This window comes from Citrobacter sp. Cf136 (genome assembly GCF_030333815.1).
Lineage (GTDB): Bacteria > Pseudomonadota > Gammaproteobacteria > Enterobacterales > Enterobacteriaceae > Citrobacter > Citrobacter freundii.
This window is the reverse complement of sequence record NZ_JAOWFE010000032.1, coordinates 633,072-659,543: the sequence shown is the minus strand read 5'-3', so window position 1 is coordinate 659,543 and position 26,472 is coordinate 633,072. Positions and strand designations below refer to the sequence as shown.

The following is a 26,472-nucleotide window of genomic DNA, read 5'->3' as shown; positions in this document are numbered from 1 at the left end:
GGGCGCAAGTGTAACGCGAATTGCGCCCTGGGAAAATAACTTACAGCGACGGCGAGGATACGTTGCTGCCGTGCATCACCAGCAGATGATCAGAGTCGGCAGGCATACCATCCGGTTTAACGTTCTCCAGACGCAGGACATCACCCATTATCTGGCTGAAGACAGGCGCAGAGACAGCCCCACCATAATAAGCACCGTTTTGTGGATTATTGATGACGACCACCAGTGCAAATTTCGGGTCGCTCGCTGGCGCAACGCCTGCCGTGTAGGCCACGTATTTATCGACATACTTACCGTCATCACCAATTTTCTTTGCCGTTCCTGTTTTAACCGCCACGCGATAATCTCTGACCGCGGCTTTAGTTCCCCCACCACCGGGTAACGCGACGCTTTCCATCATATGTTCGACCTGGTGAACCAGCGCCTCCGGCATCACTCTGGTACCGATTACCGGCGGGTCAATACGGGTAATCGAAAGGGGTCGATAGATACCAAAACTACCAATGGTTGCATATACGTGCGCCAACTGCAGCGGCGTTACCATTAATCCATAGCCGAATGCAAAGGTCGCGCGATCCAAATCGCTCCAGTAGCGGCGTTGAGGCATTAAACCGCTACTTTCACCGGTTAATCCCAGTCCGGTTGGATCGCCAAAACCAAAGCTCTTATAGGTATCCAGCAACTTTTGAACAGGCATAGCCAGTGAAAGGTGCGACACGCCGGTATCGCTCGATTTCTGCAAAATTCCGGTCAACGACAGCTCCGGGTAAAATCCGACGTCGCGAATGCGATGTCCATCAAGGTAAAAAGGATGGGTATCAATCACGCTGTCCGGTTGTACTATCCCCTGCTGGAGCGCAGTCATGATCACCAGCGGTTTAACGGTTGAACCGGGTTCAAACGTATCGCTTATTGCACGGTTACGAAAATCATCCAGTACCGCGCCGTCACGGTTATTGGGATTGAAGTCAGGAAAACTCGCCATGGACAGTATTTCACCGGTAGCAATGTTTACCAGCACTGCGGCTCCTGATTCCGCTTTATTCCACGTAACGGCATTGTCCAACGCATCTTCAGTGACCGTCTGCAGGCGCTCATCGATGCTGAGCTGTAATTGGTGTGCAGGAACAGGCGTAACTTCGGTGATATTTTCGATTACATGGCCAAATTTGTCTTTACGTACCAGACGGGAGCCAGGTTTACCCATCAACTGGTTATTAAAGCTTTTTTCCAGCCCTTCAATGCCTTGTCCATCAATGTTGGTAAAACCTATGAGATTCGCCGCTACGTGGCCTGCAGGATAGAACCGGCGGGATTCCTCGCGCAGGTTAATGCCCGGGAGATTAAGATCATCGACCCACTCAGCCTGCTGAGGGGAAATTTGTCGTGCCAGGTAAATAAAACGTCCGCCAGGATTACTGTTAACGCGTTCCGCCAGCGTACTCAGTGACAGATGCAGAGCCCTTGCCAGAGCCTGCCACCGTTCGTTATAACCCACGCCTCCCTTGCTGATGATGGTCTTAGGATCGGCCCATACCGCGTTAACCGGAACACTTACCGCCAGCGGTCGCCCTTCTCTGTCGGTAATCATCCCGCGCGGCGAGGCAATAGTTACCTCACGTAATGAACGCATGTCTTCCTGTTTCACCAGACTCGTCGGCGTGACAATTTGCAGCCATGCAACCCGACCCAGCAGCAATCCCAGACTCAATAATATTGCCACACAAAGCAGGGCAAAACGTACGGGAGTAAAATTGCGCGCGTCGCCGTCGTTTTTCTTTTTCACCTGAACTCCAGCAAGATAGTTTTTCAGGTGTCTGATTTAACGAGAAATGTCGTAAGAAAGCGGGGAAAACTATGCTACGAACATCACGCCTTTGCAACAAAGCGCTAATGGGAAGGCATTTAGAAATATTTAGACGTATTTTGAATTAAAAAGCCCCGCATAGGCGAGGCTTTATATCTGAGATGGTTGCGCATATGCGCTTCAAATCAGTGGTGTCGATCAGATAGCTGTTACGTTAACAGCAGCCGGACCTTTCTGGCCGTCCTGAATTTCGAACTCAACGTTCTGGCCTTCAGCCAGAGTTTTGAAGCCGTTACCCTGGATAGCGGAGAAGTGTACGAACACGTCTTTGCTGCCATCAGCCGGAGTAATGAAACCAAAACCTTTAGACTCGTTGAACCACTTAACTTGACCTTTAATCTTTGCCATTTGCAAAATTCCTTAGAGTATTTTCTTCGCCCGCAGGCATAACATAGATAAAACTGAGACATTACTGCTTGAGGCACTAATATAAGGTTCGGCAGAGAAGCGGTATTCAACGTCAACGTGTTTACTCAGGACTTCTTTACTGAAAATGCCACACATAAACAGAACTGTACCTCGTTTAACCCAAAACGTGTTATCACATACAACGTTAATAATGGCAAGCCATTTTTAAACGTGTCTCGATCGGTCGCACAAATCCTGTCGTTCATCAAACAGCAACTGCACAGTTATGCGCCACACCGAGTAGTGTTATATTCCCGCCGCTCGCCCCATCCCCCGCCAGGCTTGCACCATAGCCGGGACATTTCTACCATAGCTCAATAGCTTCGGTTGTTCCAGATTAGCTGTTACAGGGTGTGCTGAATATCATTTTTTATGCTTAGTAATGCATAAAATGTCACAAGCGTAAAAATGAGATCTGCCTTCTGCTTTTGCACCAAAATAATGAAAGAATGATGACAATGCACAAAAAAAGTAAGAGAAACGTTTCGCTGTTAATAAAACGATCACTATCACAAAAATGACATAATCATATTTTTATCGTATGGGAAATTATATTTATATCAGACCGGGGATAAGATATTAATTGGCTGGAGCATCTGAAAATACTGAGTTAACACGAGAATCAGAGTGCTAATTACACGACATGTGCAGAAGAAAATAATCTGGCATGTTGGCGACAGGATGAAACATCTGAGAACGTAAGCAACAGATCCTCACCCTGTCATACCGTTTTTACCGCTCAGCTACCAGGCGGATGATGTCATCATCTTCGTCTTTCGCTGTGACCACAGCAGGCTCTGCCGCTTTTTCAGGTTCGTTAGCTTCGCAAAGGCGACGGAGCAATGCGTTCTGTCTTTTTTGCTGATCTAACAATGCTTCAAGCAGCTCAATCTGCTCATTAGTACGCGAACTTGCCCTATTGACGAAAAACCACAGTACAAGCCCGACAACCAGAATCACCACCGATACAGCCAAAGACGCCAAACTCAACGCGCCAGAATTCAAAACTTCGTTCATTTCACCACCTCAATGTAGACAGCGTAGTTTACCACTGCCGCACAAGAAGGTAATCAACTGTGGCAAAAATGCGCTTACCAGGGAATAAATTTATTAATGGCACAAATACCGCTGAAAAATTGTACATCCTGATCGCACATGATGTTGAACACTTGCGCCCACATCAGTATGCATACCAGCACGACAACTATCAGCACTACCCAGCGAATTTTTTTCACTCCAGCTCCACTCTTCGAATCAACATCTTATGCCTATAAATTATCATGCGTTACCTAAACCCAGCGTTAACTGTATCGGCATTCAATCTTTTTAGGAATGATTCACTTGTTTCATCCCATGTACAGGCTAATCTAATAATAACGAGAAAAGATAAGAGGTTGTAATGCGTCTGATAATCCGCGCTATTGTGTTGTTAGCTCTGGTTTGGATCGGTTTATTACTGAGCGGCTACGGAATTTTGATTGGAAGTAAGGAGAATGCAGCAGGCCTGGGCTTGCAATGCCAATATCTGACCGCCCGCGGAACCAGCACTGCGCAATACGTCCACACAGACAGCGGTATCATTGGCCTGTCGGATTGCCCCTTGTTAAGAAAAAGCACGGTCATTATTGATAACGGTTAATATAGCAGCAATACATCCGCTACGTTATTTGCACCAACTAACGTTATGACTGTTCATAAAAAACCCCAGATACAAAAATACCTGGGGTTTTTACCTTGACGCTATTTCATCAGATTAGAACGGATAGTCGTTATAACCCATTTGTTCTGAAATTTTACGCGCAGCCGTATGCAGCATCGCCACATACTCGTGCAAACGTTCTTCTGAGAAACGCAGTGTCGGGAATGAAATACTCAAGCCTGCAATCACTACACCGAAACGGTCAAACACCGGTACACCGATGCAGCGCAGACCTTCTTCCTGTTCTTCGTTATCTTCACCGTAGCCCTGCTCGCGTACTTTATCCAGCAATACCAGCAGCTCATCAGTATTGGTAATAGTACGGTCGGTGCTGCGCTTGTACTCAATACCATCCAGAATCTGCTTCACTTCATCGCGGTCACGCCATGCCAGCAGAACTTTACCGATAGCCGTGCTGTATAGCGGATTACGGCGACCTACGCGAGAATACATGCGCAGATTGTACATAGAGTCGATTTTATGGATGTAGACGATGCTGTCTTCATCCAGTGCACCAAGGTGCACTGTCTCTTTGGTCAGGCGCGAAAGTTCGCGCATCTGAATATCAGCGCTACGGATAAGATCGACGTTTTGTAACGCGCGAGCACCCAGCTCGAATAGTTTCAGGGTCAGTGAGTATTTCTCAGACTCCCCTTCTTGTGCCACATAACCCAGCGTTTTCATGGTCTGCAAAAAGCGATAAACGGTGCTCTTTGACATCATGACGCGTTGCGACAACTCGGTAATACCAATTTCGCGCTCTTCACCCAGCGCCTGCAGAATGCCAAAAACCTTCAGCACGGAAGATACAGAATCGGGTTGTTTATCCAGATCTGCGATTGCCATTTATCACCCCTTTCGAGTGTTTTATAAAAATCAGAACCGGTTTTTATTATAATTTCACGTATCAGCCCTCGCAATCGCTCTTTGCTTACTTAGTTACAAATCTGCGACCTAACGCCTGAATATCAATGCTAAAATTATTATTCTCATCATAAATTCCAACAGTATTGACTTCCTATGGAAAAAACTCAGACCGATGGTCTGCCATTGCCCCAGCGATATGGCGCAATTTTAACCATTGTTATTGGCATCTCTATGGCAGTACTCGACGGCGCAATAGCAAACGTTGCCCTCCCCACTATCGCCACCGATCTTCAGGCCTCACCCGCCAGCTCAATCTGGATTGTGAACGCCTACCAAATTGCGATCGTTGTTTCGCTGTTATCGCTCTCTTTTTTAGGTGATATGTTTGGCTACCGACGCATTTATAAGTGTGGTCTGGTCGTGTTTCTGTTGGCATCTCTATTTTGTGCCTTGTCAAACTCGCTGCATATGCTGACGTTAGCGCGCGTGGCTCAGGGGTTTGGCGGCGCGGCGCTGATGAGCGTTAATACGGCATTGATCCGACTCATTTATCCTCAGCGCCAGCTTGGCCGCGGGATGGGTATTAACTCCTTTATCGTGGCTGTATCCTCGGCAGCGGGTCCGACTATTGCGGCGGCAATTCTTTCTATTGCCTCGTGGAAATGGCTATTTCTGATTAACGTTCCATTGGGGATCATCGCCCTGCTGCTGGCTATGCGTTTTTTGCCACCCAATTCATCACGTAGCAATAAACCGCGCTTTGATCTGCCCAGCGCAATAATGAACGCCTTAACATTCGGTTTGTTGATCACGGCACTCAGCGGATTTGCACAGGGACAGTCACTAAAACTGATTGGTGCTGAACTTGTGGGGCTTCTCGTGGTAGGTTTTTTCTTTATCCGCCGCCAGCTCGCATTGCCAGTACCGTTATTACCGGTTGATCTACTACGCATTCCGCTGTTTTCACTCTCTATTTGCACCTCAATCTGTTCATTCAGCGCACAAATGCTGGCGATGGTTTCCCTGCCCTTTTTTATGCAAACGGTTCTCGGACGCAGCGAAGTTGAAACGGGCCTGCTGCTGACGCCGTGGCCGCTGGCAACCATGGTGATGGCCCCACTGGCGGGATATTTGATTGAACGTGTTCATGCAGGTCTGCTTGGCGCGCTGGGCATGGCAGTAATGGCGTGTGGGCTGTTTTCGCTGGTGTTACTGCCCGCATCACCTTCCGATTTTAATATCATCTGGCCAATGATTTTGTGTGGTGCGGGTTTTGGCTTGTTCCAGTCACCGAATAATCACACCATCATCACCTCCGCGCCGCGAGATCGTAGCGGAGGCGCGAGCGGTATGCTCGGAACGGCGCGCTTACTGGGTCAAAGTACCGGGGCCGCACTGGTTGCGCTGATGCTAAATCAGTTTGGTGACAGCGGAACGCACATCTCGCTGATAACAGCGGGCATTCTGGCTTCGCTGGCCGCAATCGTGAGTGGCTTACGTATTACACAACCGCGGGTTCAGTCATAAAAAAAGCGCGTCTGTCGACGCGCTTTTTGTTGTTGTCTGCTGCAGATTATTTCAGGTACTCACCGCTGCGCAGCGCTTCAATACGTTTGTCCAACGGGGGGTGAGTCATAAACAGCTCACTCAACGATTTGGATTTACCATTGATGCAGAACGCCATCATACTGGTCGCTTCCTGCGGCTCATAGCTGGTTTTCAGGCGCTGCAGCGCGGCGATCATTTTTTCACGACCCACCAGTTTTGCAGAACCGGCATCCGCATGGAATTCACGATGACGTGAGAACCACATGGTAATGATGCTCGCCAGAATACCAAACACCAGTTCCAGCACAGTCGCCACCGCAAAGTAGATCAACGGGTTACCGTTGCTACCCTCACCCTCATCACGATTCCCGCCCATAAAGCCAGCGGCAATTTGCGCCAGAATACGTGAGATAAAGATAACGAAGGTGTTTACTACCCCCTGAATGAGCGTCATGGTCACCATATCGCCATTGGCAATGTGGCTGATCTCATGCGCGATAACCGCTTCGGCTTCATCCGGGCTCATGTTTTGCAACAGGCCAGTACTTACAGCCACCAGCGAGGCATCCCGGCGGGCACCAGTCGCAAACGCGTTAATATCTGGCGCGTGGTAGATTGCAACCTGTGGCATAGCGATCCCGGCCTGGCGGGCCTGATTCGCAACTGTATTCATCAGCCAGCGTTCTCTTTCATTGCGAGGCTGTTCGATCACTTCCCCGCCAACGGACTTTAACGCCATCCATTTGGACATCAGCAGCGAAATGAAGGAACCACCAAAACCAAACAGCAGTGCCATGATCAACAAGCCTTGAACGCTGCTTGACTGGATCCCTGTCAGGCTCAATACCAGCCCGAAAACGACCATCACAGCCAGGTTCGTCAGCAGGAAGAGCGCGATTCGCATCATAATTTTCTTTTAACCTCAATTTAACAAAACGCACTATGCGATTACCCATATCGTATGGGTCTTATGACTATTTTCAAGCATCCATAGGTGCTAAGTCACCAGAAAGACACAACTTTACATTTTATCGTATCAGGCTGACGTCTTCATGCACTTGTTAAAAAAACAGGCACAATTTCTTGTGCCTGTTCGAGGTTATTGACTGGTTGCGGGCTGTTCCGCTGGCTTCTCTTTCTCAAGATGCGCCAGGTCGAGCGCGATTTTTACCGTTTCATCCAGGTACGGATCCGGCTCCTGGTAATCCTTCGGCAGATCATCCAGTTTCTTCAATGGCGACTTGCCTTCACGTTTAAACCGATCGTTGATACGCGCCAGACGCATTGCGTCATCTTCGTTATTCTCTTTTTCACGCTGAGCGTAATTCAGAGAAGCGATGTTGCGTTTATCCTTCATCGCATTGAAACGCGCAATGTCCTTCATGATGTACTGGAATTCAGGATCTTTGGCAATACGTGCATTGTGCTCTTTCAGCAATTCAGGTCCGAACGGCGTCAGATTATCTGACTTAGTGTAGGTCGCAGCATCAATGCTGTCCCACGGCAGTGCGTTATCTTCAAACTTTTCGCCGGTTTCAGTTTCTTCATTACCTGTCGGCATGATGATATCCGGCGTAACGCCCTTACGCTGCGTGCTGCCACCGTTTACGCGGTAGAATTTCTGTATCGTATACTGAACAGAGCCCAGCGCAGGCCATTCCGGTCGTAGCATCTGATCGTAAATACGGTTCAGGGAGCGATACTGCTGGACGGTGCCTTTCCCAAAGGTCGGTTCACCAACGATCAACGCTCGGCCATAATCCTGCATTGCCGCCGCGAAAATCTCTGATGCTGAGGCACTGAAGCGATCGACCAATACCACCAGCGGGCCTTTGTAGTACACAACGCCGTCGGTATCGCTGTCTTCACGCACTTTACCGTTATTATCACGAACCTGAACCACCGGGCCGGAAGGAATGAACAGACCGGAAAGCGAAACCGCTTCAGTCAGTGCACCACCACCGTTGGTACGCAGATCGATGATAATACTGCTGACATTTTGTTTTTCCAGTTTCTGCAGTTGGACTTTGACATCATCAGTCAGACCTACATAGAAGCCAGGAATATCCAGTACGCCAACTTTTTCTTTACCAACGGTTTTCACGGACATTTTCACGGCGCGGTCTTCGAGACGAATACGTTCACGCGTTAGCGTCACGGTGCGCGTCTTGGTACCTTTACCGGCAGGCAGAATTTCAAGGCGTACCTTGCTGCCTTTAGGTCCTTTGATCAGTGCCACGACGTCATCCAGACGCCAGCCAATCACATCGACCATGCCCTTGCCCGTCTGCCCGACGCCGACAATACGATCGCCAACGCTGATCGACTTGCTCTTGGCTGCCGGACCACCTGCCACCATGGAGTTAATGACGGTGTAGTCATCATCCATTTGCAGAACCGCGCCAATACCTTCCAAAGACAAGCTCATTTCAGTATTGAACTGCTCGGTATTGCGCGGAGATAGATAGTTAGTATGCGGGTCGATTTCACGGGCGAACGCTGTCATCGCCAGTGAGAACACATCTTCGCTGTTGGTCTGCGCCAGACGGCGAATCGCAAATTTGTAGCGGCGCGTCAGCGTTTCGCGAATTTCCGCATCGGTTTTACCGGTCAGCTTCAGGCTGAGTTCGTCAAATTTAACCTTACCGTCCCACAGTGCATTTAGCTCTGCTTCGCTCTTCGGCCACGGCGCTTTGCTTCGGTCGAGGTTAAACGTGTCGTTACCGGTAAAATCCATCGGACGTGCCAGTACGCTTAATGCGTACTGATAACGTTCAAATCGGCGTTTTTGCGCCAGATTATAGAGATCGTAAAAGACATCCAGCTTGCCGGTGCGTAGTTCATCGCCGAGGACCGTTTTCTTTTTTGCATACTGTTCGATATCGCTCGCCAACAGCACATTGTGGCTGTAGTCGAGCAAATTCAAATAGCGGTCAAAAATTTTTGCCGAAAACGCCTGATCCAGATCGAACTGGCGATAGTGTGATCGCGTAAAACGCGACGTCACACGTTCGCTTACCGTCGCATGCTGGGTTTCTTCCTTTAAAACGGGGATTTGATCGGCACGCGTGATGTCTTCCACAGCAAGTGCCTGGCCTGCTAATGCAAGCAGACCAGCTAACGCAGTAAGCCTAAAAAAAGTGTTCATGCCAGGCCTGGCCTCCGTTTCAGAACACCAGGTGTTCTGCGCGTACAATCAAAGACATACCCGAATTCAGCTGTACACGGACGCCATCTTTGGTGATTTCTAATACGGTGGCATCCATCGCATTATTTCCTGCTTTCACCTTCAGAGACTGCCCTACCGTCAGTACTGAAATATCAGATACCGGGGTATGCTGTTCTTCGCGAGGAGCACGCGGTGCTTTTGCTGCTGGTTTTTCAGCGCGAGGTTTACGCTCTGCACCTTCTTTACGACGCGGTGCAGGACGCGGCTTACGCTCGCGACGCGGTGCGCCTTCTTTTTCACCGGCAGCAGCTGCCGCTTCGCGTTTTTTCGCCTGTTGCTCTGCGCGTTGCGCCTGAACACGGGCTTTAGCTTCTTCCAGCTGTTTGCGCGCATGTTCAACATGTTGTTCATCCAGCTCACCACAAGGGTTGCCGTCGAGATCAACACGCGTTGCGCCCAATTTAACGCCGTACAGATAGCGCCAGCTTGAAGTATAGAGACGTAAGGCAGAACGGAGCTGAGTCTTGCTGAGGTTCATTTCGCCCTCAACACGCTCTACCAGATCCTGAAAAATGCCAATTTTCAGTGGGCGCGCTTCGCCTTCCGCACTAAAACACTGCGGGAAGCGTTCGGCCAGAAACGCGATGACTTCTTTACTACTATTCAACTTAGGTTGATTTTCCATGAAATTTCCTGATTACAACGGACGTAGCCAACAAGCGCAGGCATGAACAGGCGACATTATAATGACGTCATCAGTAATTGCTACGTTATCCGTTGATTATCCTGCGACGTGCGCAAAGAATTTTTTGTAATCCGTCGTTGCAAGCACGGTTTCAAGCTGTGCCACCAGTGTACGCAGACCTTGTTCATCTTCCTCAGTAAAGCGGCCAAACGCCGTGCTATCGATATCCAGCACGCCGATTATCTGATTTTCGACGGTGATTGGCAGGACGATTTCAGCGTTGCTGGCGGCATCACAAGCAATGTGCCCATCAAAAGCATGTACGTCCTCAATACGCTGAACCTGGTTCTGCGCCACTGCTGTACCGCACACACCACGCCCTACCGGGATCCGCACGCAGGCAATTTTGCCCTGGAAGGGACCAAGCACCAGCGTATCGTCCTCAAGCAGGTAAAAACCGGCCCAGTTCACTTCTGCAAGACGCTCGTACAACAATGCGCTGGTATTCGCCAGCGTTGCCAGAAAACTGGTTTCACCTGCCATCAATGCCTGAAAATCACGGTTCAGATCCGTGTATAGCTCTATTTTGTTCATTATGTAATCACTTAGTTGTCTTACTTAAAACTGCAGCCTACTAAAATAAACATTAAATGCGTTAATGCTCAAGATCATTCCCGTCATGAGTTAAGATAACATTACTTCAACAATTTGATTCGCGATACATGGCCTTAACGACACCACGCATCACGCCAACTAAAAAAATAGCCATCAGGTCCATCGGTGAGGCACTACCTCGTGCACATTATCATCGCTGCCCTGAATGTGACCTGATATTTAGCTTGCCTAAAATGCGTTCGCACCAAAGTGCCTTTTGCCCACGCTGCCAGGCAAAAATTCGCGACGGACGCGACTGGTCATTAACGCGACTGGCGGCAATGGCTTTCACCATGTTGCTGCTGATGCCCTTTGCCTGGGGAGAGCCACTCCTGCACATCTATTTATTAGGCGTGCGCATTGATGCCAATGTTATGCAAGGCATCTGGCAAATGACCCGACAAGGTGACCCCCTCACTGCTTCTTTCGTGCTTTTTTGCGTCGCTGGCGCGCCGCTAATTCTCGTGACCTCAATTGCTTATCTGTGGTTTGGCAATATTCTTGGGATGAACCTGCGCCCGGTGCTGCTGATGCTGGAAAGGCTCAAAGAGTGGGTGATGCTCGATATCTATCTTGTGGGCATTGGCGTCGCGTCAATCAAAGTTCAGGACTATGCATTTTTGCAACCCGGTGTGGGGCTGTTTGCTTTTATTGCGCTGGTGATCCTCAGTATTTTGACGCTGTCGCACCTCAACGTAGAGCAGCTTTGGGACCGATTTTACCCGCAAAGACCAGCCCGTCGCCCTGATGAAAAGCTCCGCGTCTGCCTCGGTTGTCACTTTACAGGTTATCCGGACGCTCGGGGTCGCTGCCCTCGTTGCCATATCCCGCTGCGCTGGCGCAGGAATCAAAGTATCCAAAAGTGTTGGGCGGCGCTACTGGCCTCGATTGTCCTGCTTTTGCCTGCTAATCTGCTGCCCATCTCGGTAATTTATGTCAACGGTGGTAGGCAGGAAGACACTATCCTGTCAGGCATAATGTCTTTGGCAAACAGCAACGTCGGCGTGGCGGCGATCGTTTTTATCGCCAGTATTCTGGTGCCATTCACCAAAGTGATTGTGATGTTTACGTTGCTCATCAGCATCCATTTTAACTGCGAGCAAGGATTGCGTACCCGCATAAAACTGCTGCGTATGGTGACCTGGATTGGCCGCTGGTCGATGCTGGATCTCTTTGTTATCGCTTTAACCATGTCGCTGATTAATCGCGATCAGATACTTGCTTTTACTATGGGACCGGCTGCGTTTTATTTCGGCGCGGCGGTAATATTGACTATTCTTGCTGTGGAATGGCTGGACAGCCGCTTACTTTGGGATGCACATGAGTCAGGAAACGCCCGCTTCGCAGACTGAAGCGCAGATTAAAACAAAACGCCGTATCTCTCCGTTCTGGCTGCTGCCGTTCATTGCACTGATGATCGCAGGATGGCTTATCTGGGGAAGCTATGAAGATCGCGGCAATACCGTAACCATTGACTTCATGTCCGCGGACGGCATTGTACCAGGACGCACGCCCGTTCGTTATCAGGGCGTTGAAGTGGGCACGGTGCAGGATATCAACCTCAGCAAAGATCTGCGTAAAATTGAAGTCCGCGTCAGCATCAAATCGAGCATGAAAGATGCACTGCGCAAAGATACCCAGTTCTGGCTGGTCACGCCGAAAGCGTCGCTGGCCGGAGTTTCGGGTCTGGATGCGTTGGTTGGTGGTAACTATATCGGCATGATGCCCGGAACCGGCGAGGAAGAAGATCATTTCGTTGCCCTCGACACGCAGCCCAAATACCGTCTGGATAATGGCGATTTGATGCTGCATCTGCGGGCGCCTGACCTCGGTTCGCTCAATAGCGGTTCGCTGGTTTATTTCCGTAAGATTCCGGTGGGCCGGGTGTATGACTACACTATCAACCCCAACAATCAGGGCGTAACTATCGACGTGCTGATTGAACGTCGGTTTACCAATCTGGTGAAAAAAGGCAGCCGCTTCTGGAACGTCTCCGGTGTGAATGCGGATGTCAGTCTCAGCGGCGCGAAGATCAAACTGGAGAGTCTGGCCGCGCTGGTCAATGGCGCCATTGCTTTTGATTCGCCTGAAGACTCAAAACCCGCCGCAGCCGACGACACGTTTGGTTTATATCAGGATCTCGCGCACAGCCAGCGCGGGGTGATCGTCAAGCTTGACTTACCCAGCGGGGACGGACTCAAAGCTGGCTCAACCTCGCTGATGTATCAAGGATTGGAAGTCGGTCAACTGACCAAACTGGATTTAAATCCAGGCGGTAAAGTCACCGGCGAAATGACCGTCGATCCCAGCGTCGTAACGCTGCTGCGCGACAACACGCGGATTGAATTACACAGCCCTAAATTATCGTTAAACGATGCCAATCTCAGCTCACTGCTGACGGGTAAAACGTTTGAACTGGTCCCCGGCGAAGGCGAGCCGCGTAGCCAGTTTGTGGTTATCCCCGCAGAGAAGTCGTTGTTACACGATCCAGGGGTCATGACATTTACGCTCACCGCACCGGAAAGTTACGGTATTGATGCTGGCCAGCCGCTGATTCTCCACGGCGTACAGGTCGGTCAGGTGATTGAGCGCACGCTTTCCAGCAAAGGCGTTTCATTTACCGTTGCCATCGAACCGCAGCATCGTGACCTGGTGCAAGGTGACAGTAAGTTCGTGGTCAACAGCCGCGTGGACGTCAAAGTCGGACTTGATGGCGTGGAGTTCCTTGGCGCCAGCGCCAGCGAGTGGCTCAGCGGCGGCATTCGTATTTTGCCCGGTACGAAGGGGGAAATGAAAAAAAGCTACCCGCTTTATGCCAACCTGGAAAAAGCGATTGAAAACAGCCTGAGCGATCTGCCAACCACCACGGTCAGCCTGAGCGCCGAAACGCTGCCTGATGTGCAGGCCGGCTCGGTGGTTCTATACCGCAAATTCGAGGTCGGTGAAGTGATCAGCGTTCGTCCTCGCGCCGATGCGTTTGATATCGATCTGCATATTAAACCGGAATATCGCAACCTGTTGACCAGCAACAGCGTGTTCTGGGCCGAAGGCGGAGCAAAAGTTCAGCTTAACGGCAGCGGATTAACCGTACAGGCATCTCCCCTTTCGCGCGCGCTCAAAGGGGCAATTAGCTTCGATAATTTAAGCGGTGCCAGCGCCAGCCAACGCAAAGGCGACAAGCGCATTCTGTATGCTTCGGAAACCGCCGCGCGTGCGGTAGGCGGCCAGATAACGCTGCATGCGTTCGATGCCGGTAAACTCGCTGCTGGCATGCCGATTCGCTACCTGGGAATCGATATCGGCCAGATTCAGACGCTTGAGCTGATCACCGCCCGTAACGAAGTGCAGGCAAAAGCAGTTCTGTACCCGGAATACGTGCAGACCTTCGCGCGAAGCGGTACCCGTTTCTCCGTAATCACCCCGCAAATTTCGGCAGCTGGCGTGGAGCATCTGGATACAATCCTGCAGCCGTACATCAACGTTGAACCCGGACGCGGTAATCCGCGACGTGATTTTGAGCTGCAGGAAGCCACCATTACCGACTCTCGTTACCTCGATGGTCTGAGTATTGTGGTGGAAGCACCGGAAGCAGGTTCGCTGAATATCGGAACCCCGGTTTTGTTCAGAGGTATTGAAGTGGGGACCGTCACCGGGCTGACGCTGGGCTCGCTTTCCGATCGTGTGATGGTTGCCATGCGCATTAGCCAGCGCTATCAGCATCTGGTGCGCAACAACTCCGTGTTCTGGCTGGCATCCGGCTACAATCTTGACTTCGGCCTGACCGGCGGTGTCGTGAAGACCGGTACCTTCAATCAGTTCATCCGCGGCGGCATCGCCTTCGCGACTCCACCAGGCACACCGCTGGCTCCTAAAGCACAGGCAGGTAAACACTTCCTGTTGCTCGAAAGCGAACCGAAAGAGTGGCGTGAATGGGGAACCGCCCTGCCACGATAATCTCTCCAGTTGCTCCGGCGTACTCGCGCCGGAGCACTTATGCTACACTGCGCACCTGTTTTTTTGCCGGTGGTACCAAGTGGCTTATTTTCCCGATGCCTTTCTGACCCAAATGCGTGAAGCAATGCCTTCCACGCTCTCATTCGATGATTTTCTCGCTGCCTGTCAGCGCCCGTTGCGCCGCAGCATTCGCGTCAATACGCTGAAAATCTCCGTTGCCGATTTCCTCACACTGACAGCACCTTACAACTGGTCTCTCACTCCGGTTCCCTGGTGTGCTGAAGGTTTCTGGATCGAACGCGATGAAGAAGAGTCAGTGCCGCTCGGTAGCACAGCAGAACATTTAAGCGGCCTGTTTTATATTCAGGAAGCCAGCTCAATGCTGCCAGTCGCTGCGCTGTTTGCCGAAGGCAATACCCCGGAACGCGTAATGGATGTCGCGGCAGCCCCTGGCTCCAAAACCACGCAAATTGCCGCAAAAATGAATAATCGAGGCGCCATTCTGGCGAATGAATTTTCTGCCAGTCGCGTCAAAGTTCTGCATGCCAATATCAGCCGTTGCGGGATAGCCAACGTCGCCCTGACCCATTTTGACGGCCGGGTTTTTGGCGCTGCGTTGCCGGAATCATTTGATGCCATATTGCTCGACGCCCCGTGTTCCGGGGAAGGCGTAGTGCGTAAAGACCCCGATGCGCTAAAAAACTGGTCGCCAGTAAGTAATCTGGAAATTGCCGCGACTCAGCGCGAACTGCTCGACAGCGCCTTTCACGCTCTGCGCCCCGGCGGCACGTTGGTTTACTCCACCTGTACACTTAACCGTGAAGAAAATGAAAACGTCATGCAGTGGTTGATTGAAACCTACCCGGACGCCGTCGAGTTTTTACCACTCGGCGATTTATTTCCACAGGCCGAACGCGCTCTGACGCCGGAAGGATTCCTGCATGTGTTTCCGCAAATTTACGATTGCGAAGGTTTCTTCGTTGCGCGTTTGCGCAAAACAGCCGCCATCCCTCCACTACCTGCGCCGACATATAAAGTCGGTAACTTCCCGTTTAGCCCGCTGAAAGGACGCGAGTCCGCGCTTGTCGCGCAAGCCGCGAGCGCTTGTGGACTGCAGTGGGAAGATAATTTACGTCTGTGGCAGCGCGATAAAGAGATTTGGCTATTCCCAACAGAAATTGAGCCACTGATCGGCAAAGTCCGCTTTTCCCGACTCGGCGTCAAATTAGCTGAAACGCACAATAAAGGCTACCGCTGGCAGCATGAAGCCGTCATCGCGCTCGCCAACCCAAATCACAGCCATGCGTTTGAACTGACGCTTGCCGAAGCTGAAGAGTGGTACCGCGGCCGGGATGTCTACCCACAAGCCACACCGACGAGTGACGACGTACTGGTTACATTCCAGCATCAGCCTATCGGTCTGGCAAAACGTATTGGATCGCGACTGAAGAATAGCTACCCACGCGATCTTGTCCGGGATGGCAAACTCTTTACGGGATAACGCACGTTTTTACTGGCGCTTTTGCTAACGTTGACTACGCTGAAAAATGGACGACCTAACTGGTCGTACCACAATTAGCAAATTAACGGAGAGCACGATGATGAAAACCAGTGTGCGCATTGGCGCTTTTGAAATCGACGACGCCGAGTTACATGGCGAATCGCCGGGGGACCGAACGTTAACCATTCCGTGTAAATCCGACCCGGATTTATGTATGCAACTGGATGCCTGGGATGCCGATACCAGCGTCCCGGCCCTGTTGAACGGAGAACATTCAGTACTATTTCGCGAACACTACGATCGTAAGTCAGATGCCTGGATCATGCGCCTTGCCTGATTCAAAAAGAACCCGTCGCCAGACGGGTTATTTCCTGGTTAATTTCCCTCATCTATCAACATCTTCTACACTACAGCTATGGCTTTACCATTTGAGGATGGAATGTTCACGCTGGTTCTTTTTGTGTGCTACCTGGATGGCGGTTGTGAAGATATCGTGGTTGATGTCTACAAAACTGAGCAGCAGTGCCTGATATCGATGGACGATCAACGTATTCGTAACGGAGGGTGTTTACCCGCGGATGACTACATTGATAGTTTCTGGCACCCGGCCCAGGAATACAGCGATTTTTGATTATTGCAGTTGTACCAGCGTTAACTCGCCGCCAAATACAGCACCGGTATCAATATAATGCAGATTCTCGCGATCCAGCCGATGGAGCAACGGCGTGTGGCCAAACCAAAAGTGATCCGCGCCGCGAATCCCACAACCGTTGTTCATTAGCCTCGAACGATCCCACAGCACACGCTGTAAATCGATCTTTTTTAGCCACAGATAATCATCATCCGGGTAATCGGCATGAGCAATAACGTGTATGCCGTTTTGACAATGCAGCTCCAGAATCCAGGGTAATTGCCAACACTCTTCAAGAGCGAATTTCGCTGCCGGTTGCTCCGCCTGCGCATACCACGAGCCACCATTCATAAACCACATGAATTGATCTCCCGTCACCAGCGCGTCCAGCGCCATCTGCTCATGATTCCCCCTGACCGCGACTATCCAGCGTTTACGCATTAATTTCAGGCAACGCAAACTGTCTGGTCCACGGTCAATAACATCCCCCACTGAAACCAGCAGATCCTGCCAAGGATCAAAACGGTACTGGCGCAGTTTAGCCATCAGTATCGAGAAGCAGCCGTGGATATCCCCAACCACCCAGACGTGACGCCACTGCGTACCGTCGATTCGTTGATAGATATTGTCAGGTCGTCCCATGTCGCCTCCAGAGTACAAGGGTACCTGATTATAATTTTAGCAATGATGGTAAAAAAGCCTGGACGATCGTGGGCAGGAGTATGGTATGGTTTATGGAGAATGCAGCATGCGATAAGCCGTGTTTTGCCCTGGATGGCATCGCATTCGCCACATAAAAAGAGACCGAATACGATTCCTGTTTACAAATCAAAACGTAATAACCTATAAACTTCAATATGTTAACACCAAAAAACCACTAAAAAACACCTCCTGATACTTACTAATGCACCCATTCAAGATCAATCAGTTGCTATTGGTTTCGTGGCGTCGTCGGGAAAAATTCGGGATCGCATTGTTCCAGCATCTACATATTTTTAAGAATTCATCAATTCACAAAACCATCATTCCAATTTACCTTACAAGCTCCTTTTTAAATCATTACCGGTGCGCACCACTTTTTCTTCCTGCCCTATACTTTCAGTCTGACATATGGCTGGAGGTTTCTATGTGTGGATGTTTTTTACAGTCAATGACGCGTGAAGATTATCTTGCCCTGCTCGCTGATGAATCAGAACGCGACATTTCACTCAATCTCGAACCAACTAGTCAACTATATTCGGCACGAGATATTAAAGTTCAGCTGTTAAATTTATATGGTACACGGCTACACGTATCTTATATAAAATTAAACAATAAAAACAATGCAATACATATTAAACCCCATTAATATCATTTACTAACTTTGTCAATTTATCTATAGATAGTGGCTGTGAGTAATACCATCCTTGGACACCGCACTCAGGGAACATTTCAGTTAAATATTTCACCTGAGTTGATGTCTCGACACCTTCGAAAACGACTTTGTTAGTTATATCTTTAAAAATCTCCACCAATCCTGATACGATATTATTATTTACAGAGGGTTCACCAATAGAATCTGTAATTGACTTATCAATTTTAATTTCATCTATTTGTAAATTTGATAGCCAGTTTAAATTTGAATGACCAGTCCCGAAATCATCAATAGCTATTGATATACCTTTATTATTAAATAAAGAAATAACCTTTTGGAGGGAATTTATTTCCGCGCTCTGCCTTTCTGTTAACTCCATCATTATCATACCAGGTTTTATATTTGATTCATCAATCATCTGAAACACTTTTTCTTGAAATGATTCCGACAGAAGGTCTTGAGAACTAACATTAATGCTTATAAAAATATCAAATTCCTCAGAAAGAGACATGGTTTGCTTTACTACCATTCGAAATACAAAATCACTTATTCCCTGGATTAAACCATGCTTCTCTGCAATAGGGATAAAAATATCAGGAGGAATGCTACCAATATCATGATCATCCCATCTAATTAGTGCTTCCACACCAATAATTTTTCCGGTTTTTATTTTATAAATAGGTTGATACACAAGATATAATGATTCGCTTCTTATCGCATTTTTTAATCTTGAAACTAATGATTGCTTACGTGCAACTCTTTGATTATAAAAACCACCCAGAAGAACACCGGTCACAATAGATGTAAAGGAAATCAACAACATCGTTAACCAACTATCGAAACTCATCCACGGAAATTTAACTCCCCCCATGACACAGATATTATTATTTTTATTACAGCTTTGCGTGGTAATAAGTCCTAGTTGGTAGGATTTATCATGCTGAGCCTCTTCAAGAAGATCGACCTGCTCACCAAGTTTGAACAAATGAAGCGAATGATCTCTGTCACCTACAATTGCAGAAAACCCCTTCTCTTCATGGTCTGTAACAAATCTATTAAATGCAAATGGTGAAATCGTTATGGCTAATTTTTGATTGCTTAGCAAATCAGCTTTTACATTATTTTCCAGTAACACACCAAAAAACCAAGTTACATTGTCCTTTTCAACTTTTCTATCATAGATATTGAGAAGCAATGGTGCTGGCAACACTCCCCATAAAGCACTACATATGACTGCACCATTTGAAATAAATGATATATCTTTTATAAGAGCATAGGGCCATAAGGCCACTCTTAGAGCATGAAGTTGTAGTTCACTACAAGGACTATAAGCATTAAATATTTCATAACTATCATTTATTTTATCAATCTGTTGAATGAGACTAACGCTTCTATTCAAAACTCGTTCTGTATATGATGCAATCCTCTCCTTGTATATATAATACATTGAAATCTCAGACAATGAGAAAAAAATAAAAAATGAAAACATGATTGATATCATATAAGGCTTAATTCGTTTTAAATTGTGGTTATTCTTCACGCCGACCTCTTTATATGCCTGACCCTATGTAACAACATACATTCTACTATCTGTCGTGAATCAAATACATACAGTTAAAACAGATTATCGGCTAAAACAAATATTTCTTTATGTTTTTTATTAGAAAAGAACGTTATAAAATAACGCAAAACCACATCCAAGTTAGATTTGTGTTTGCATTTTAGCCAAATAAGTGGCACTTCATCTTGTATTCATAGGTCTAATGTAAAGGATGTAATTCTAAGGGAAATAAGTGTGAAACCGCGCCTTTTCCCGATACTGGTACTTGGGTAAAACCGATGATGACGCTGCCGGCGATCAACACTGACGCCAGCAAGCATGAGAAGGAACAGATAAGCCGTACTGTTCAGGAAATGTTTGAAGAGGCTGATGTGTGGCTGATGAGCGAATGATGAACGTGTATAACTTGATTTTTCTGTGGGGATGACAGGTCCCCACCCATCACCATCCCTCCGATCTTACCTTTGGACTCAAAGCATTTCTTATTGTCAATAAGAGCAAGAATCTACCCAAAGATAGGGTTCTTGAACGTAAAAAGGACATCATACTACTGTATTGACTCAGGTTTTCGATGGTCCTATACCAAAACCAAATCATAGACATCATGAATGATATTGTATTTTTTATGCTTCCTGTTTATCAAACTATACGTATAATCAGTCATAACCTTCACTTACGTAAGGGTATGCGATCATATGACGCGGTCGTAAAAATTCACTCCACCAAGGATTGGAGCTAAAGTTTAACTATGTTTACTTATTGGTTCTTAAGTCTGAAAAAAAAAGTTTCTCCAGTATCCGCATCTATTTTCTTCAATTCATCTCAAGCAAGTAGAAAAAAGAAAAACACAATACTCATTAAAGCTGGTGTAGAAACGAATGGAAGTTTCACTATTAGACCACCGTTTTTCTTTGAAAAAGGTAATGTTAAGATAGGAAACAACTCTTACATAAACTCAGGATGCGTAATTTTAGATCATGCGCAGGTAGTGATCGGTGAAAGTACCTTCATTGGGCCACGTGTTACGCTCACAACTGTTGCTCACCCAATTTCCCCCAAAGAAAGATGCGACGGGTTACTAATGCATTCCATACACATCGAAAATAATGTTTGGATCGGTGCAGGAGCAGTTATTTTACCAGGCGTAACTATTGGTGCGGGTAGCATAGTAGCAGCAAACAGTGTTGTTAATTGTGATATTCCACCTAATTCACTTTATGCCGGAGCACCAGCTGTATTCAAAAAAACATTAGAATAATTTATATAATGTCAGGCATGGGCGGCCAGTTAATATCTGGTGCAGATTCTGCCTGGATACGATTAATCAATACACGATATTTTTTCCATTTAATCAAAAGAGCCGCTTCACTTTCTGTTGCAATATCAAGGTCAACAGCATCCTGAAGCGGTGATATTTTAGATGTGGCTAATCTAAGAAGTTCATCCTTTTGTTGAGCTGCCTGTAACACCTGAGCTGCTCTTTTTGCATCTTCATCATGTACCCATGACTTACCATCCCATTTAACATACTCGCCATCAGGAGCTGAAGAAACGGTGTTATCAGGTAATGCTCCCAATGTCTCAACATTAACCAACTGACCAGTTCGGGTGTCATAAACGCTTTCCCCTCGATGGTCTTCAACAAGAGACCACTTGCCGGACTCAGAGTTAAATACAGCAACAAATCCATCGGGTGCTGAAGGTGGTGCTATATCAGTACTGTATGCAGGCAAACCAGTGTTCGCCGGGATATATCCATCACCTTTACCAATAAATTCATTAGTAGAAGATGACAGGTTATAAATAGTAATAGTGCGATTGGTGTTAGTCATTTTAAAAGTCATTATGCAAGTCTCACAATATAGTTAAATGCGGTATTTTTTACGGTGTTTTCAGCATGACCTGACGGCGAAACTGTCACACCGTGGCTGTGCGCGCCAATATATACAGAGTGGGCATGTGCCCCAATGCCAACAATATGGCTATGCGCACCTATATAAACGTTGTGTGCATGAGCACCATTGGTGGATGTGGTTTGCGTGACAGCACCCATATTTTGATTACCGGCTGGATATCCCCAACCTGCTTGCCATGCCATGAATGTATAATTGTGCGCGTGAGCACCCTGGACATCAGTTGTTTTTGTTCCGTAATCAAAGCCTGTTGTTTCTTTATTTCCGTAATCAAATCCTGTTGTGTCCCTATTCCCTAGGTCGGTGCTTGCGACCGTGGCACCGTGGTCGTGTGACTTAATACCGTCAAGTTCTTGCGACAATACTGTGCGACCATCCGGCTTACCCTTTATCGTCTGCCCTCTCATATCAGGGATAACGCCTGATGGATAAGCTACAGCAAGTAATGGGTAAGCAGACTTATCAAACGGCTGTCCCTGCATAATCGCATGGTTAGCAGGTGGTGTGTCTGAAGGCCAGGGAATTGGTGCACCTACAGGGTAAGAGTCAGGAGAAGGATTATTTGGTGAATAAACTCTCTTCCCATTATCGAAAACATTTCCAAAGTTACAATTCCCATTTGGCAAAATAGATGCTGGATTTGATATCCACATACCTTTTTCATCATAAAAATGAATATCAAATCTGCCACGATAATAACCATATCCGCAAGCCAGTATTCCGCTATCATCATTGCTGTATATTAAGTGGTTAGCGTCATTTCTGGATTGCAATAATGAAAAGGAAATTTGTCCCTGTAAATTACCTCCTGCTACTGGCAGCGCTCCGGCTGCCAGTTTTATCGTTTCTACTAAACCAAGATATGTGAGAATTTCATTTATTGAGCTTTTAGCAATCAAAGCCCGTCCTGTCGTCGTCAGGTCCGTCAACATCAACGTATTTTTACTGCTAAAAAAAGGCAATTTACTTCCGGATGTAGACAGCCCGGACAGCGACGTCAGTATTTCATTTAGCGGCTGTTTACCCGCTAACGCATTGAGCATCGTGGTTGCAAAGTTAGGATCATTTCCTAATGCATCAGCTAACTCAGCAAGGGTGTCCAGGGCTTCAGGTGATGAGCCAACTAACGCAGCGACCGCAGCCTGAACGTATTCGGTATTCGCAATCTGTTTGTTGCTGACACTTAATGGCGGCGTGGGGGTGGTTGGCGTTCCCACCAGTTCAGGACTGTCCAGCGGGGCTTTTAGGTTCGTCAGGTCTTTGACTTTTTTAACGGCTTTCGGTGTCGCTGCAAGGGCTTCACTGTCGCTGTCGTCATTGCTGCTTAACTGCACAAGCCCTTTCTGCGTTGTGCTGGCGTCTCCCAGCTTCAGACCTTCAGCAATATCCCGCGCTTCATCACGGTATCCCTGTGAGGCTGCTGCTGCACTTTCAGCGCCAGCCATCGCGGCTTCTGCGCGCTGAGTATCATCGGCTACAGCAGCTTTCAGTTGCGCCGAAATCTTGCTGGCAGCTTTCTCTGCAGCGTCTGTCGCCGCTGTTTCAGCAGCTTTTACTGCCTCGTTCCGGGAAGTAAGCGTCTCATCTCTGGCCTGTTGCGCACGGGTGGCACTCTCAGCGGCTGCATTTTTCTGGTTCTCAGCCGTTTCAGCTGACTGTCGGGCTGATGCATCACTGGAAGATGCCGATTCTGCACTGGCTGATGCCGCAGTCTCTGATTTAGCGGCCTTGTCGCTGGATTCCCTGGCATGCTGTTCACTCAGGGCCGCAGCTGCAGCACTATAATTACCCTGCTCTGCAGCCTGCGTGGCCGTGAGAGCGCTTTCACGTGCTGAGGTTTCAGATGTGGCTGCATTGCCGGCATGCTCACCCGCAGTTTGTGCTGACGCAGCTGCACTTCCGGCACTTCCCGCAGCAGACTGCGCCGAAACTCCCGCTTCCTCCTGCACTTTCTGTGCCGTCTCAGCGGCGGTTTTTGCCACTCCGGCTTGTTCCGTCGCCATCTGTGCTGACTTTGCCGCACTGTCCGCATCCGCAGCACTGGCCAGAACATCCTGCGCTGTCTGTCGGGCATTATCTGCAGCAGACCGGGCAGACACATCAGCAGCATCTGCAGAGAGTGCCGCCTGGCGCTGTGACTCTGCCGCTGCCGTTGCAGACAATGCCGCTGAATCCTTACTTTGTTCCGCTGACTGTGCTGCGTTTTCCGCACGCTCCCGATCCTTCTCTGCCTCCTGGCACAGCGCTGCCGTGCGGTTGACCATTTCCTCAAAACGTTTCATCACCTCCGGACGCAGGTCCGCATCCTTTGGTGCATCGAGAAACGCATTCAGGGTATCCGGCGCATCGGTCGGGACCACGTAAATATCACCGGCCACGGAGGGAGGAAAACCTTCCCGCAGCAGTGACACACTGTAATAACCCGGTTCAGCCTCAATGCTGTAATGGCCATTCGCATCCGTAACAGAGGATGAGGTCACCTCAACCACAACGGTCGGGCTGGTTTTCCTGGCACTCAGCTGAATGGTGCAGTCCTGTACGGGTTTTCCCGCACCATCTCTGAGAATGCCTGATATAAGTACCGGCATAGTACCTCCATAAAAAAACCGCCCGGAGGCGGTTTCTGTTATTAGCTTATTGTTATCCCGGCTGATGACTTTTTCGTCACAATAACCAGCAGGTCACTGATTCTGGAATATGGCCAGCCGCTGCCGTTGCCGCGAGTACTGACGCTGAAACTCAGCGTCATCCTTCCGCTCCCGGCAGGCATATCCAGTGTTCGCGAAAAAACGGCCGGTACACCTATGCTTGTCTGGTTGTATATCTCCACCCCGTTTTTCCTGACAATCAGCGTACAGGCATCCCATACGTCGTTACTGGTCTGGCTGTCATACGCTGCGCCCTGAAAGGTAATCGCTGGAATGGAAACCTGTCGGTCAAAAGACTGATCATCGTCAATCACGACCGTCAGCGTACCGTTGGCGTATCGTTTTTCACCGGTATTGGATATTACGAAGTAAGGAAACTCCCTGCCCGCAGCCTTAACAATGTCCCCAAGAATACGCTCGGCCCGGAGCGTCCCCTTGATGGTACAGTTTTCCTCAATCGTCACATTGTTGAGAGCGCCAGAGTTCGCGCTGATATGTCCGCTGATATCCGCATTACGGGCAGTCAGCCTGCCGTCAGGCGTCAGCGTAAAGGTCGGCGGGTTTCCGCCGCTGGTGATGCTCGGCGCTGTCAGATATTTGAGGAATACCTCGTTCATAAATATCTGATCACCCTGCATCACGAAGGCGGGAGTTTCATTGCCATTCGCCGGATTGATAAACGCGATACGGTCAGCGGCTACCAGAAACTGGCTCACCTTTCCCTCTTCCGTGTCTTCCATACTCAGGCCCAGACCAGCCACATAGTGCTTCCCGTCTTCGGTCTGTTCTATCTTCACGCCCCACATGGCATTCCATTTGCCGTTCGCGTCCTGCCATTCTTTCGAAAACTCATCCAGCCGGCTGGCGTTGTCTTCCGTCAGCTCCACCTTCTCCAGCAGTTCTTTCCCCAGGTGGCTTTCGGTGATTTCCCCTTTGAAGAAATCCAGGTAGCCCGCCGCATCATTGCTGGCCTGGCCTTTAGCCTCCACGAACGCCGATTTCCCGACCTGGTTCACAGCCCGGATATAGAAGTAATAATCCTTGCCGGGTTTGATACCGCTGCTGGCCGCAATCCAGTACAGCGCCGTGCCGAGATAACGCGCATCGGTTTCCACCTGGCGGATATCGGCAATCTGCGTATCCGTAAACCAGAACTCATACTGCACCGTAGGGTCGTATACCGCCTGGCGCGGGGTGGCGGTTATCTGGAAATAGCCGGGGGTCAGCTCAACATAAGACGGTACAGCCGGCGCGGCGATGCTGAAATCCGTGCTGGCGGGGTCGCCCTGCTGGCCCTGGCTGTTCACTGCCCGGACCGTCAGGGTGTAACGCCCCGGCGTCAGGTTGCGGAAGGTGTGCTCCGTTTCGCTCAGGGTCAGGCTGCTGGTCAGGCGGTCGCTGTTATCTTCCGCTTTCACCGTCAGACGCAGAGAGAAGTTAACGCCTTTCACCACGCGCGGCGTATCCCAGCGCGCCCGCGCCTGATACTGCCCGTCCTCTGCCAGAATCTCCGTGGTGAGATGCTGCACGGCGGGCGGTGTGTTCGTGATGCTGGTTCCGGGCAACGGATCAAACTTCGCCCCGTTGTCCACGATGCTCTCTTTCTCCGGAACATGCTGCACGGCGGTGATGGCATACGTCCCGTCATCGTTCTCCCGTATAGCCACGCAGCGAAACAGGCGCTGGCGCAGGGTCGGCAGTTTCAGCCCCCACACGCTGTACGCCGCCACCCCCTCGGGCAACTGGCTGACGGTCACACGGTCCGGGACGGGGTGCGCGGTGATCGAGACGGTAACAGGCTGGCCATCGCTGCCCACCAGGTTCAGCACCACATTGCCGCCTGCGGGTATCTCCACCTGACGGTCCAGCGTAAGCGTCCGGGACAGGCTGTCGACCGACAGGACGCGTCCGCCCACGGTCACGCCGGCATAATCACTGTCGCAGACCTCGATGATATCGCCGGGTACATGTCGCAGCCCCTCAGGTTTCCCTGCCATTGGTGCGAATACGGAA

At 49.2% G+C, this 26,472-nt stretch carries 22 protein-coding genes and 2 pseudogenes; 9 read left to right on the top strand and 15 right to left on the bottom strand.

Annotation, left to right across the window (positions count from 1 at the left end; translation table 11 throughout):
• Window positions 1–40 precede the first annotated feature (40 nt).
• The 5 genes from ftsI2 to mgrB all read right to left on the bottom strand — a co-directional run bounded on the left by ftsI2 (window position 41) and on the right by mgrB (window position 3,510).
• Window positions 41–1,786 carry a peptidoglycan DD-transpeptidase FtsI2/PBP3(PARA) gene (ftsI2, locus tag OGV98_RS07540; protein WP_003841630.1) on the bottom strand — a complete coding sequence of 582 codons (1,746 nt, stop codon included), beginning with the start codon at window positions 1,784–1,786 and terminating at the stop codon, window positions 41–43.
• 219 nt (window positions 1,787–2,005) lie between these two features.
• Window positions 2,006–2,215, bottom strand: a complete 210-nt coding sequence (cspE, locus tag OGV98_RS07535; protein ID WP_001062678.1) for a transcription antiterminator/RNA stability regulator CspE — start codon at window positions 2,213–2,215, stop codon at window positions 2,006–2,008.
• A 12-nt stretch (window positions 2,216–2,227) separates the two neighbouring features.
• Window positions 2,228–2,371, bottom strand: coding sequence for a DUF2627 domain-containing protein (locus tag OGV98_RS07530; RefSeq protein ID WP_003034983.1), 144 nt, complete (start codon window positions 2,369–2,371; stop codon window positions 2,228–2,230).
• Between the two features lie 636 nt (window positions 2,372–3,007).
• Entirely contained in the window at window positions 3,008–3,292 is a 285-nt protein-coding gene (locus tag OGV98_RS07525; RefSeq protein WP_003841991.1) for a YebO family protein, read from the bottom strand.
• A 74-nt stretch (window positions 3,293–3,366) separates the two neighbouring features.
• On the bottom strand, window positions 3,367–3,510 hold the full coding sequence (gene mgrB / locus OGV98_RS07520; RefSeq protein ID WP_003034977.1) for a PhoP/PhoQ regulatory lipoprotein MgrB: 144 nt from the start codon (window positions 3,508–3,510) through the stop codon (window positions 3,367–3,369).
• 164 nt (window positions 3,511–3,674) lie between these two features.
• On the opposite strand from mgrB, the gene OGV98_RS07515 reads away from it, so the two are divergent.
• Window positions 3,675–3,914: a YobH family protein gene (locus OGV98_RS07515; protein ID WP_003841988.1), complete on the top strand. Its 240-nt coding sequence runs from the start codon at window positions 3,675–3,677 to the stop codon at window positions 3,912–3,914.
• A 114-nt stretch (window positions 3,915–4,028) separates the two neighbouring features.
• On the opposite strand, the gene kdgR is transcribed toward OGV98_RS07515, so the two are convergent.
• A complete protein-coding gene (gene kdgR / locus OGV98_RS07510) occupies window positions 4,029–4,820 on the bottom strand; it encodes a DNA-binding transcriptional regulator KdgR (protein WP_003833778.1) in 792 nt (263 codons plus the stop codon).
• A gap of 174 nt (window positions 4,821–4,994) precedes the next feature.
• Between kdgR and OGV98_RS07505 the strand changes: the two genes are divergently transcribed.
• Window positions 4,995–6,368: an MFS transporter gene (locus OGV98_RS07505; RefSeq protein WP_202581200.1), complete on the top strand. Its 1,374-nt coding sequence runs from the start codon at window positions 4,995–4,997 to the stop codon at window positions 6,366–6,368.
• A 46-nt stretch (window positions 6,369–6,414) separates the two neighbouring features.
• Here the strand turns inward: OGV98_RS07505 and htpX are convergent, their stop codons facing one another.
• From htpX to msrC, 4 genes are all read right to left on the bottom strand, one after another.
• Window positions 6,415–7,296: a protease HtpX gene (gene htpX / locus OGV98_RS07500; RefSeq protein WP_003034964.1), complete on the bottom strand. Its 882-nt coding sequence runs from the start codon at window positions 7,294–7,296 to the stop codon at window positions 6,415–6,417.
• A 192-nt stretch (window positions 7,297–7,488) separates the two neighbouring features.
• Window positions 7,489–9,537, bottom strand: coding sequence for a carboxy terminal-processing peptidase (gene prc, locus OGV98_RS07495; RefSeq protein WP_202581199.1), 2,049 nt, complete (start codon window positions 9,535–9,537; stop codon window positions 7,489–7,491).
• Window positions 9,538–9,556: 19 nt separating this feature from the next.
• On the bottom strand, window positions 9,557–10,243 hold the full coding sequence (gene proQ, locus OGV98_RS07490) for an RNA chaperone ProQ (protein WP_003034957.1): 687 nt from the start codon (window positions 10,241–10,243) through the stop codon (window positions 9,557–9,559).
• A 96-nt stretch (window positions 10,244–10,339) separates the two neighbouring features.
• Window positions 10,340–10,837, bottom strand: coding sequence for a free L-methionine (R)-S-oxide reductase MsrC (gene msrC / locus OGV98_RS07485; protein ID WP_003034953.1), 498 nt, complete (start codon window positions 10,835–10,837; stop codon window positions 10,340–10,342).
• Window positions 10,838–10,965: 128 nt separating this feature from the next.
• On the opposite strand from msrC, the gene yebS reads away from it, so the two are divergent.
• The 5 genes from yebS to OGV98_RS07460 all read left to right on the top strand — a co-directional run bounded on the left by yebS (window position 10,966) and on the right by OGV98_RS07460 (window position 16,983).
• Window positions 10,966–12,249, top strand: coding sequence for a membrane integrity lipid transport subunit YebS (gene yebS, locus OGV98_RS07480; protein ID WP_003841983.1), 1,284 nt, complete (start codon window positions 10,966–10,968; stop codon window positions 12,247–12,249).
• Window positions 12,218–14,851, top strand: a complete 2,634-nt coding sequence (locus OGV98_RS07475) for a PqiB family protein (RefSeq protein WP_016150396.1) — start codon at window positions 12,218–12,220, stop codon at window positions 14,849–14,851. Before yebS ends, OGV98_RS07475 begins: the two co-directional genes overlap by 32 nt.
• 79 nt (window positions 14,852–14,930) lie before the next feature.
• Window positions 14,931–16,352 (top strand): 16S rRNA (cytosine(1407)-C(5))-methyltransferase RsmF, encoded by a 1,422-nt coding sequence (rsmF, locus tag OGV98_RS07470; RefSeq protein WP_286551176.1) that lies wholly within the window; start codon window positions 14,931–14,933, stop codon window positions 16,350–16,352.
• Between the two features lie 100 nt (window positions 16,353–16,452).
• Entirely contained in the window at window positions 16,453–16,689 is a 237-nt protein-coding gene (locus OGV98_RS07465; protein WP_029139506.1) for a YebV family protein, read from the top strand.
• 102 nt (window positions 16,690–16,791) lie between these two features.
• Window positions 16,792–16,983: a YdfD/YebW family protein gene (locus tag OGV98_RS07460; RefSeq protein WP_003034941.1), complete on the top strand. Its 192-nt coding sequence runs from the start codon at window positions 16,792–16,794 to the stop codon at window positions 16,981–16,983.
• Here OGV98_RS07460 and pphA read toward each other — a convergent pair whose 3' ends face one another.
• Both pphA and OGV98_RS07450 read right to left on the bottom strand, forming a co-directional pair.
• On the bottom strand, window positions 16,984–17,625 hold the full coding sequence (pphA, locus tag OGV98_RS07455) for a protein-serine/threonine phosphatase (protein WP_202581198.1): 642 nt from the start codon (window positions 17,623–17,625) through the stop codon (window positions 16,984–16,986).
• A 692-nt stretch (window positions 17,626–18,317) separates the two neighbouring features.
• Window positions 18,318–19,877, bottom strand: a complete 1,560-nt coding sequence (locus OGV98_RS07450; protein WP_003841974.1) for an EAL domain-containing protein — start codon at window positions 19,875–19,877, stop codon at window positions 18,318–18,320.
• Between the two features lie 269 nt (window positions 19,878–20,146).
• Between OGV98_RS07450 and OGV98_RS07445 the strand changes: the two are divergent.
• Both OGV98_RS07445 and OGV98_RS07440 read left to right on the top strand, forming a co-directional pair.
• Window positions 20,147–20,290: pseudogene (locus tag OGV98_RS07445) on the top strand (DinI-like family protein); the annotation flags it as partial.
• A 356-nt stretch (window positions 20,291–20,646) separates the two neighbouring features.
• Window positions 20,647–21,156: a sugar O-acetyltransferase gene (locus tag OGV98_RS07440; RefSeq protein WP_081031315.1), complete on the top strand. Its 510-nt coding sequence runs from the start codon at window positions 20,647–20,649 to the stop codon at window positions 21,154–21,156.
• 1 nt (window position 21,157) lies between these two features.
• Here the strand turns inward: OGV98_RS07440 and OGV98_RS07435 are convergent, their stop codons facing one another.
• The 3 genes and pseudogenes from OGV98_RS07435 to OGV98_RS07425 all read right to left on the bottom strand — a co-directional run.
• Complete coding sequence (locus OGV98_RS07435) at window positions 21,158–21,742, bottom strand: tail fiber assembly protein (protein WP_057101934.1); 585 nt, start codon at window positions 21,740–21,742, stop codon at window positions 21,158–21,160.
• Window positions 21,742–24,399, bottom strand: a complete 2,658-nt coding sequence (locus OGV98_RS07430) for a prophage tail fiber N-terminal domain-containing protein (RefSeq protein ID WP_138828606.1) — start codon at window positions 24,397–24,399, stop codon at window positions 21,742–21,744. Before OGV98_RS07430 ends, OGV98_RS07435 begins: the two co-directional genes overlap by 1 nt.
• A 41-nt stretch (window positions 24,400–24,440) precedes the next feature.
• Window positions 24,441–26,441: pseudogene (locus OGV98_RS07425) on the bottom strand (phage tail tip domain-containing protein); the annotation flags it as partial.
• Window positions 26,442–26,472 lie beyond the last annotated feature (31 nt).

Excerpts from the sequence above, each read along its gene's own strand:
- htpX (WP_003034964.1), bottom strand. The coding sequence starts at position 7,296 with ATGATGCGAATCGCGCTCTTCCTGCTGACGAACCTGGCTGTGATGGTC.
- OGV98_RS07525 (WP_003841991.1), bottom strand. The coding sequence starts at position 3,292 with ATGAACGAAGTTTTGAATTCTGGCGCGTTGAGTTTGGCGTCTTTGGCT.
- OGV98_RS07460 (WP_003034941.1), top strand. The coding sequence starts at position 16,792 with ATGTTCACGCTGGTTCTTTTTGTGTGCTACCTGGATGGCGGTTGTGAA.
- cspE (WP_001062678.1), bottom strand. The coding sequence starts at position 2,215 with ATGGCAAAGATTAAAGGTCAAGTTAAGTGGTTCAACGAGTCTAAAGGT.
- OGV98_RS07440 (WP_081031315.1), top strand. The coding sequence starts at position 20,647 with ATGTTTACTTATTGGTTCTTAAGTCTGAAAAAAAAAGTTTCTCCAGTA.
- OGV98_RS07505 (WP_202581200.1), top strand. The coding sequence starts at position 4,995 with ATGGAAAAAACTCAGACCGATGGTCTGCCATTGCCCCAGCGATATGGC.
- OGV98_RS07435 (WP_057101934.1), bottom strand. The coding sequence starts at position 21,742 with ATGACTTTTAAAATGACTAACACCAATCGCACTATTACTATTTATAAC.
- msrC (WP_003034953.1), bottom strand. The coding sequence starts at position 10,837 with ATGAACAAAATAGAGCTATACACGGATCTGAACCGTGATTTTCAGGCA.
- proQ (WP_003034957.1), bottom strand. The coding sequence starts at position 10,243 with ATGGAAAATCAACCTAAGTTGAATAGTAGTAAAGAAGTCATCGCGTTT.
- kdgR (WP_003833778.1), bottom strand. The coding sequence starts at position 4,820 with ATGGCAATCGCAGATCTGGATAAACAACCCGATTCTGTATCTTCCGTG.
- OGV98_RS07530 (WP_003034983.1), bottom strand. The coding sequence starts at position 2,371 with ATGTGTGGCATTTTCAGTAAAGAAGTCCTGAGTAAACACGTTGACGTT.
- yebS (WP_003841983.1), top strand. The coding sequence starts at position 10,966 with ATGGCCTTAACGACACCACGCATCACGCCAACTAAAAAAATAGCCATC.
- prc (WP_202581199.1), bottom strand. The coding sequence starts at position 9,537 with ATGAACACTTTTTTTAGGCTTACTGCGTTAGCTGGTCTGCTTGCATTA.
- OGV98_RS07430 (WP_138828606.1), bottom strand. The coding sequence starts at position 24,399 with ATGCCGGTACTTATATCAGGCATTCTCAGAGATGGTGCGGGAAAACCC.
- OGV98_RS07515 (WP_003841988.1), top strand. The coding sequence starts at position 3,675 with ATGCGTCTGATAATCCGCGCTATTGTGTTGTTAGCTCTGGTTTGGATC.
- OGV98_RS07475 (WP_016150396.1), top strand. The coding sequence starts at position 12,218 with ATGAGTCAGGAAACGCCCGCTTCGCAGACTGAAGCGCAGATTAAAACA.
- pphA (WP_202581198.1), bottom strand. The coding sequence starts at position 17,625 with ATGGGACGACCTGACAATATCTATCAACGAATCGACGGTACGCAGTGG.
- OGV98_RS07465 (WP_029139506.1), top strand. The coding sequence starts at position 16,453 with ATGAAAACCAGTGTGCGCATTGGCGCTTTTGAAATCGACGACGCCGAG.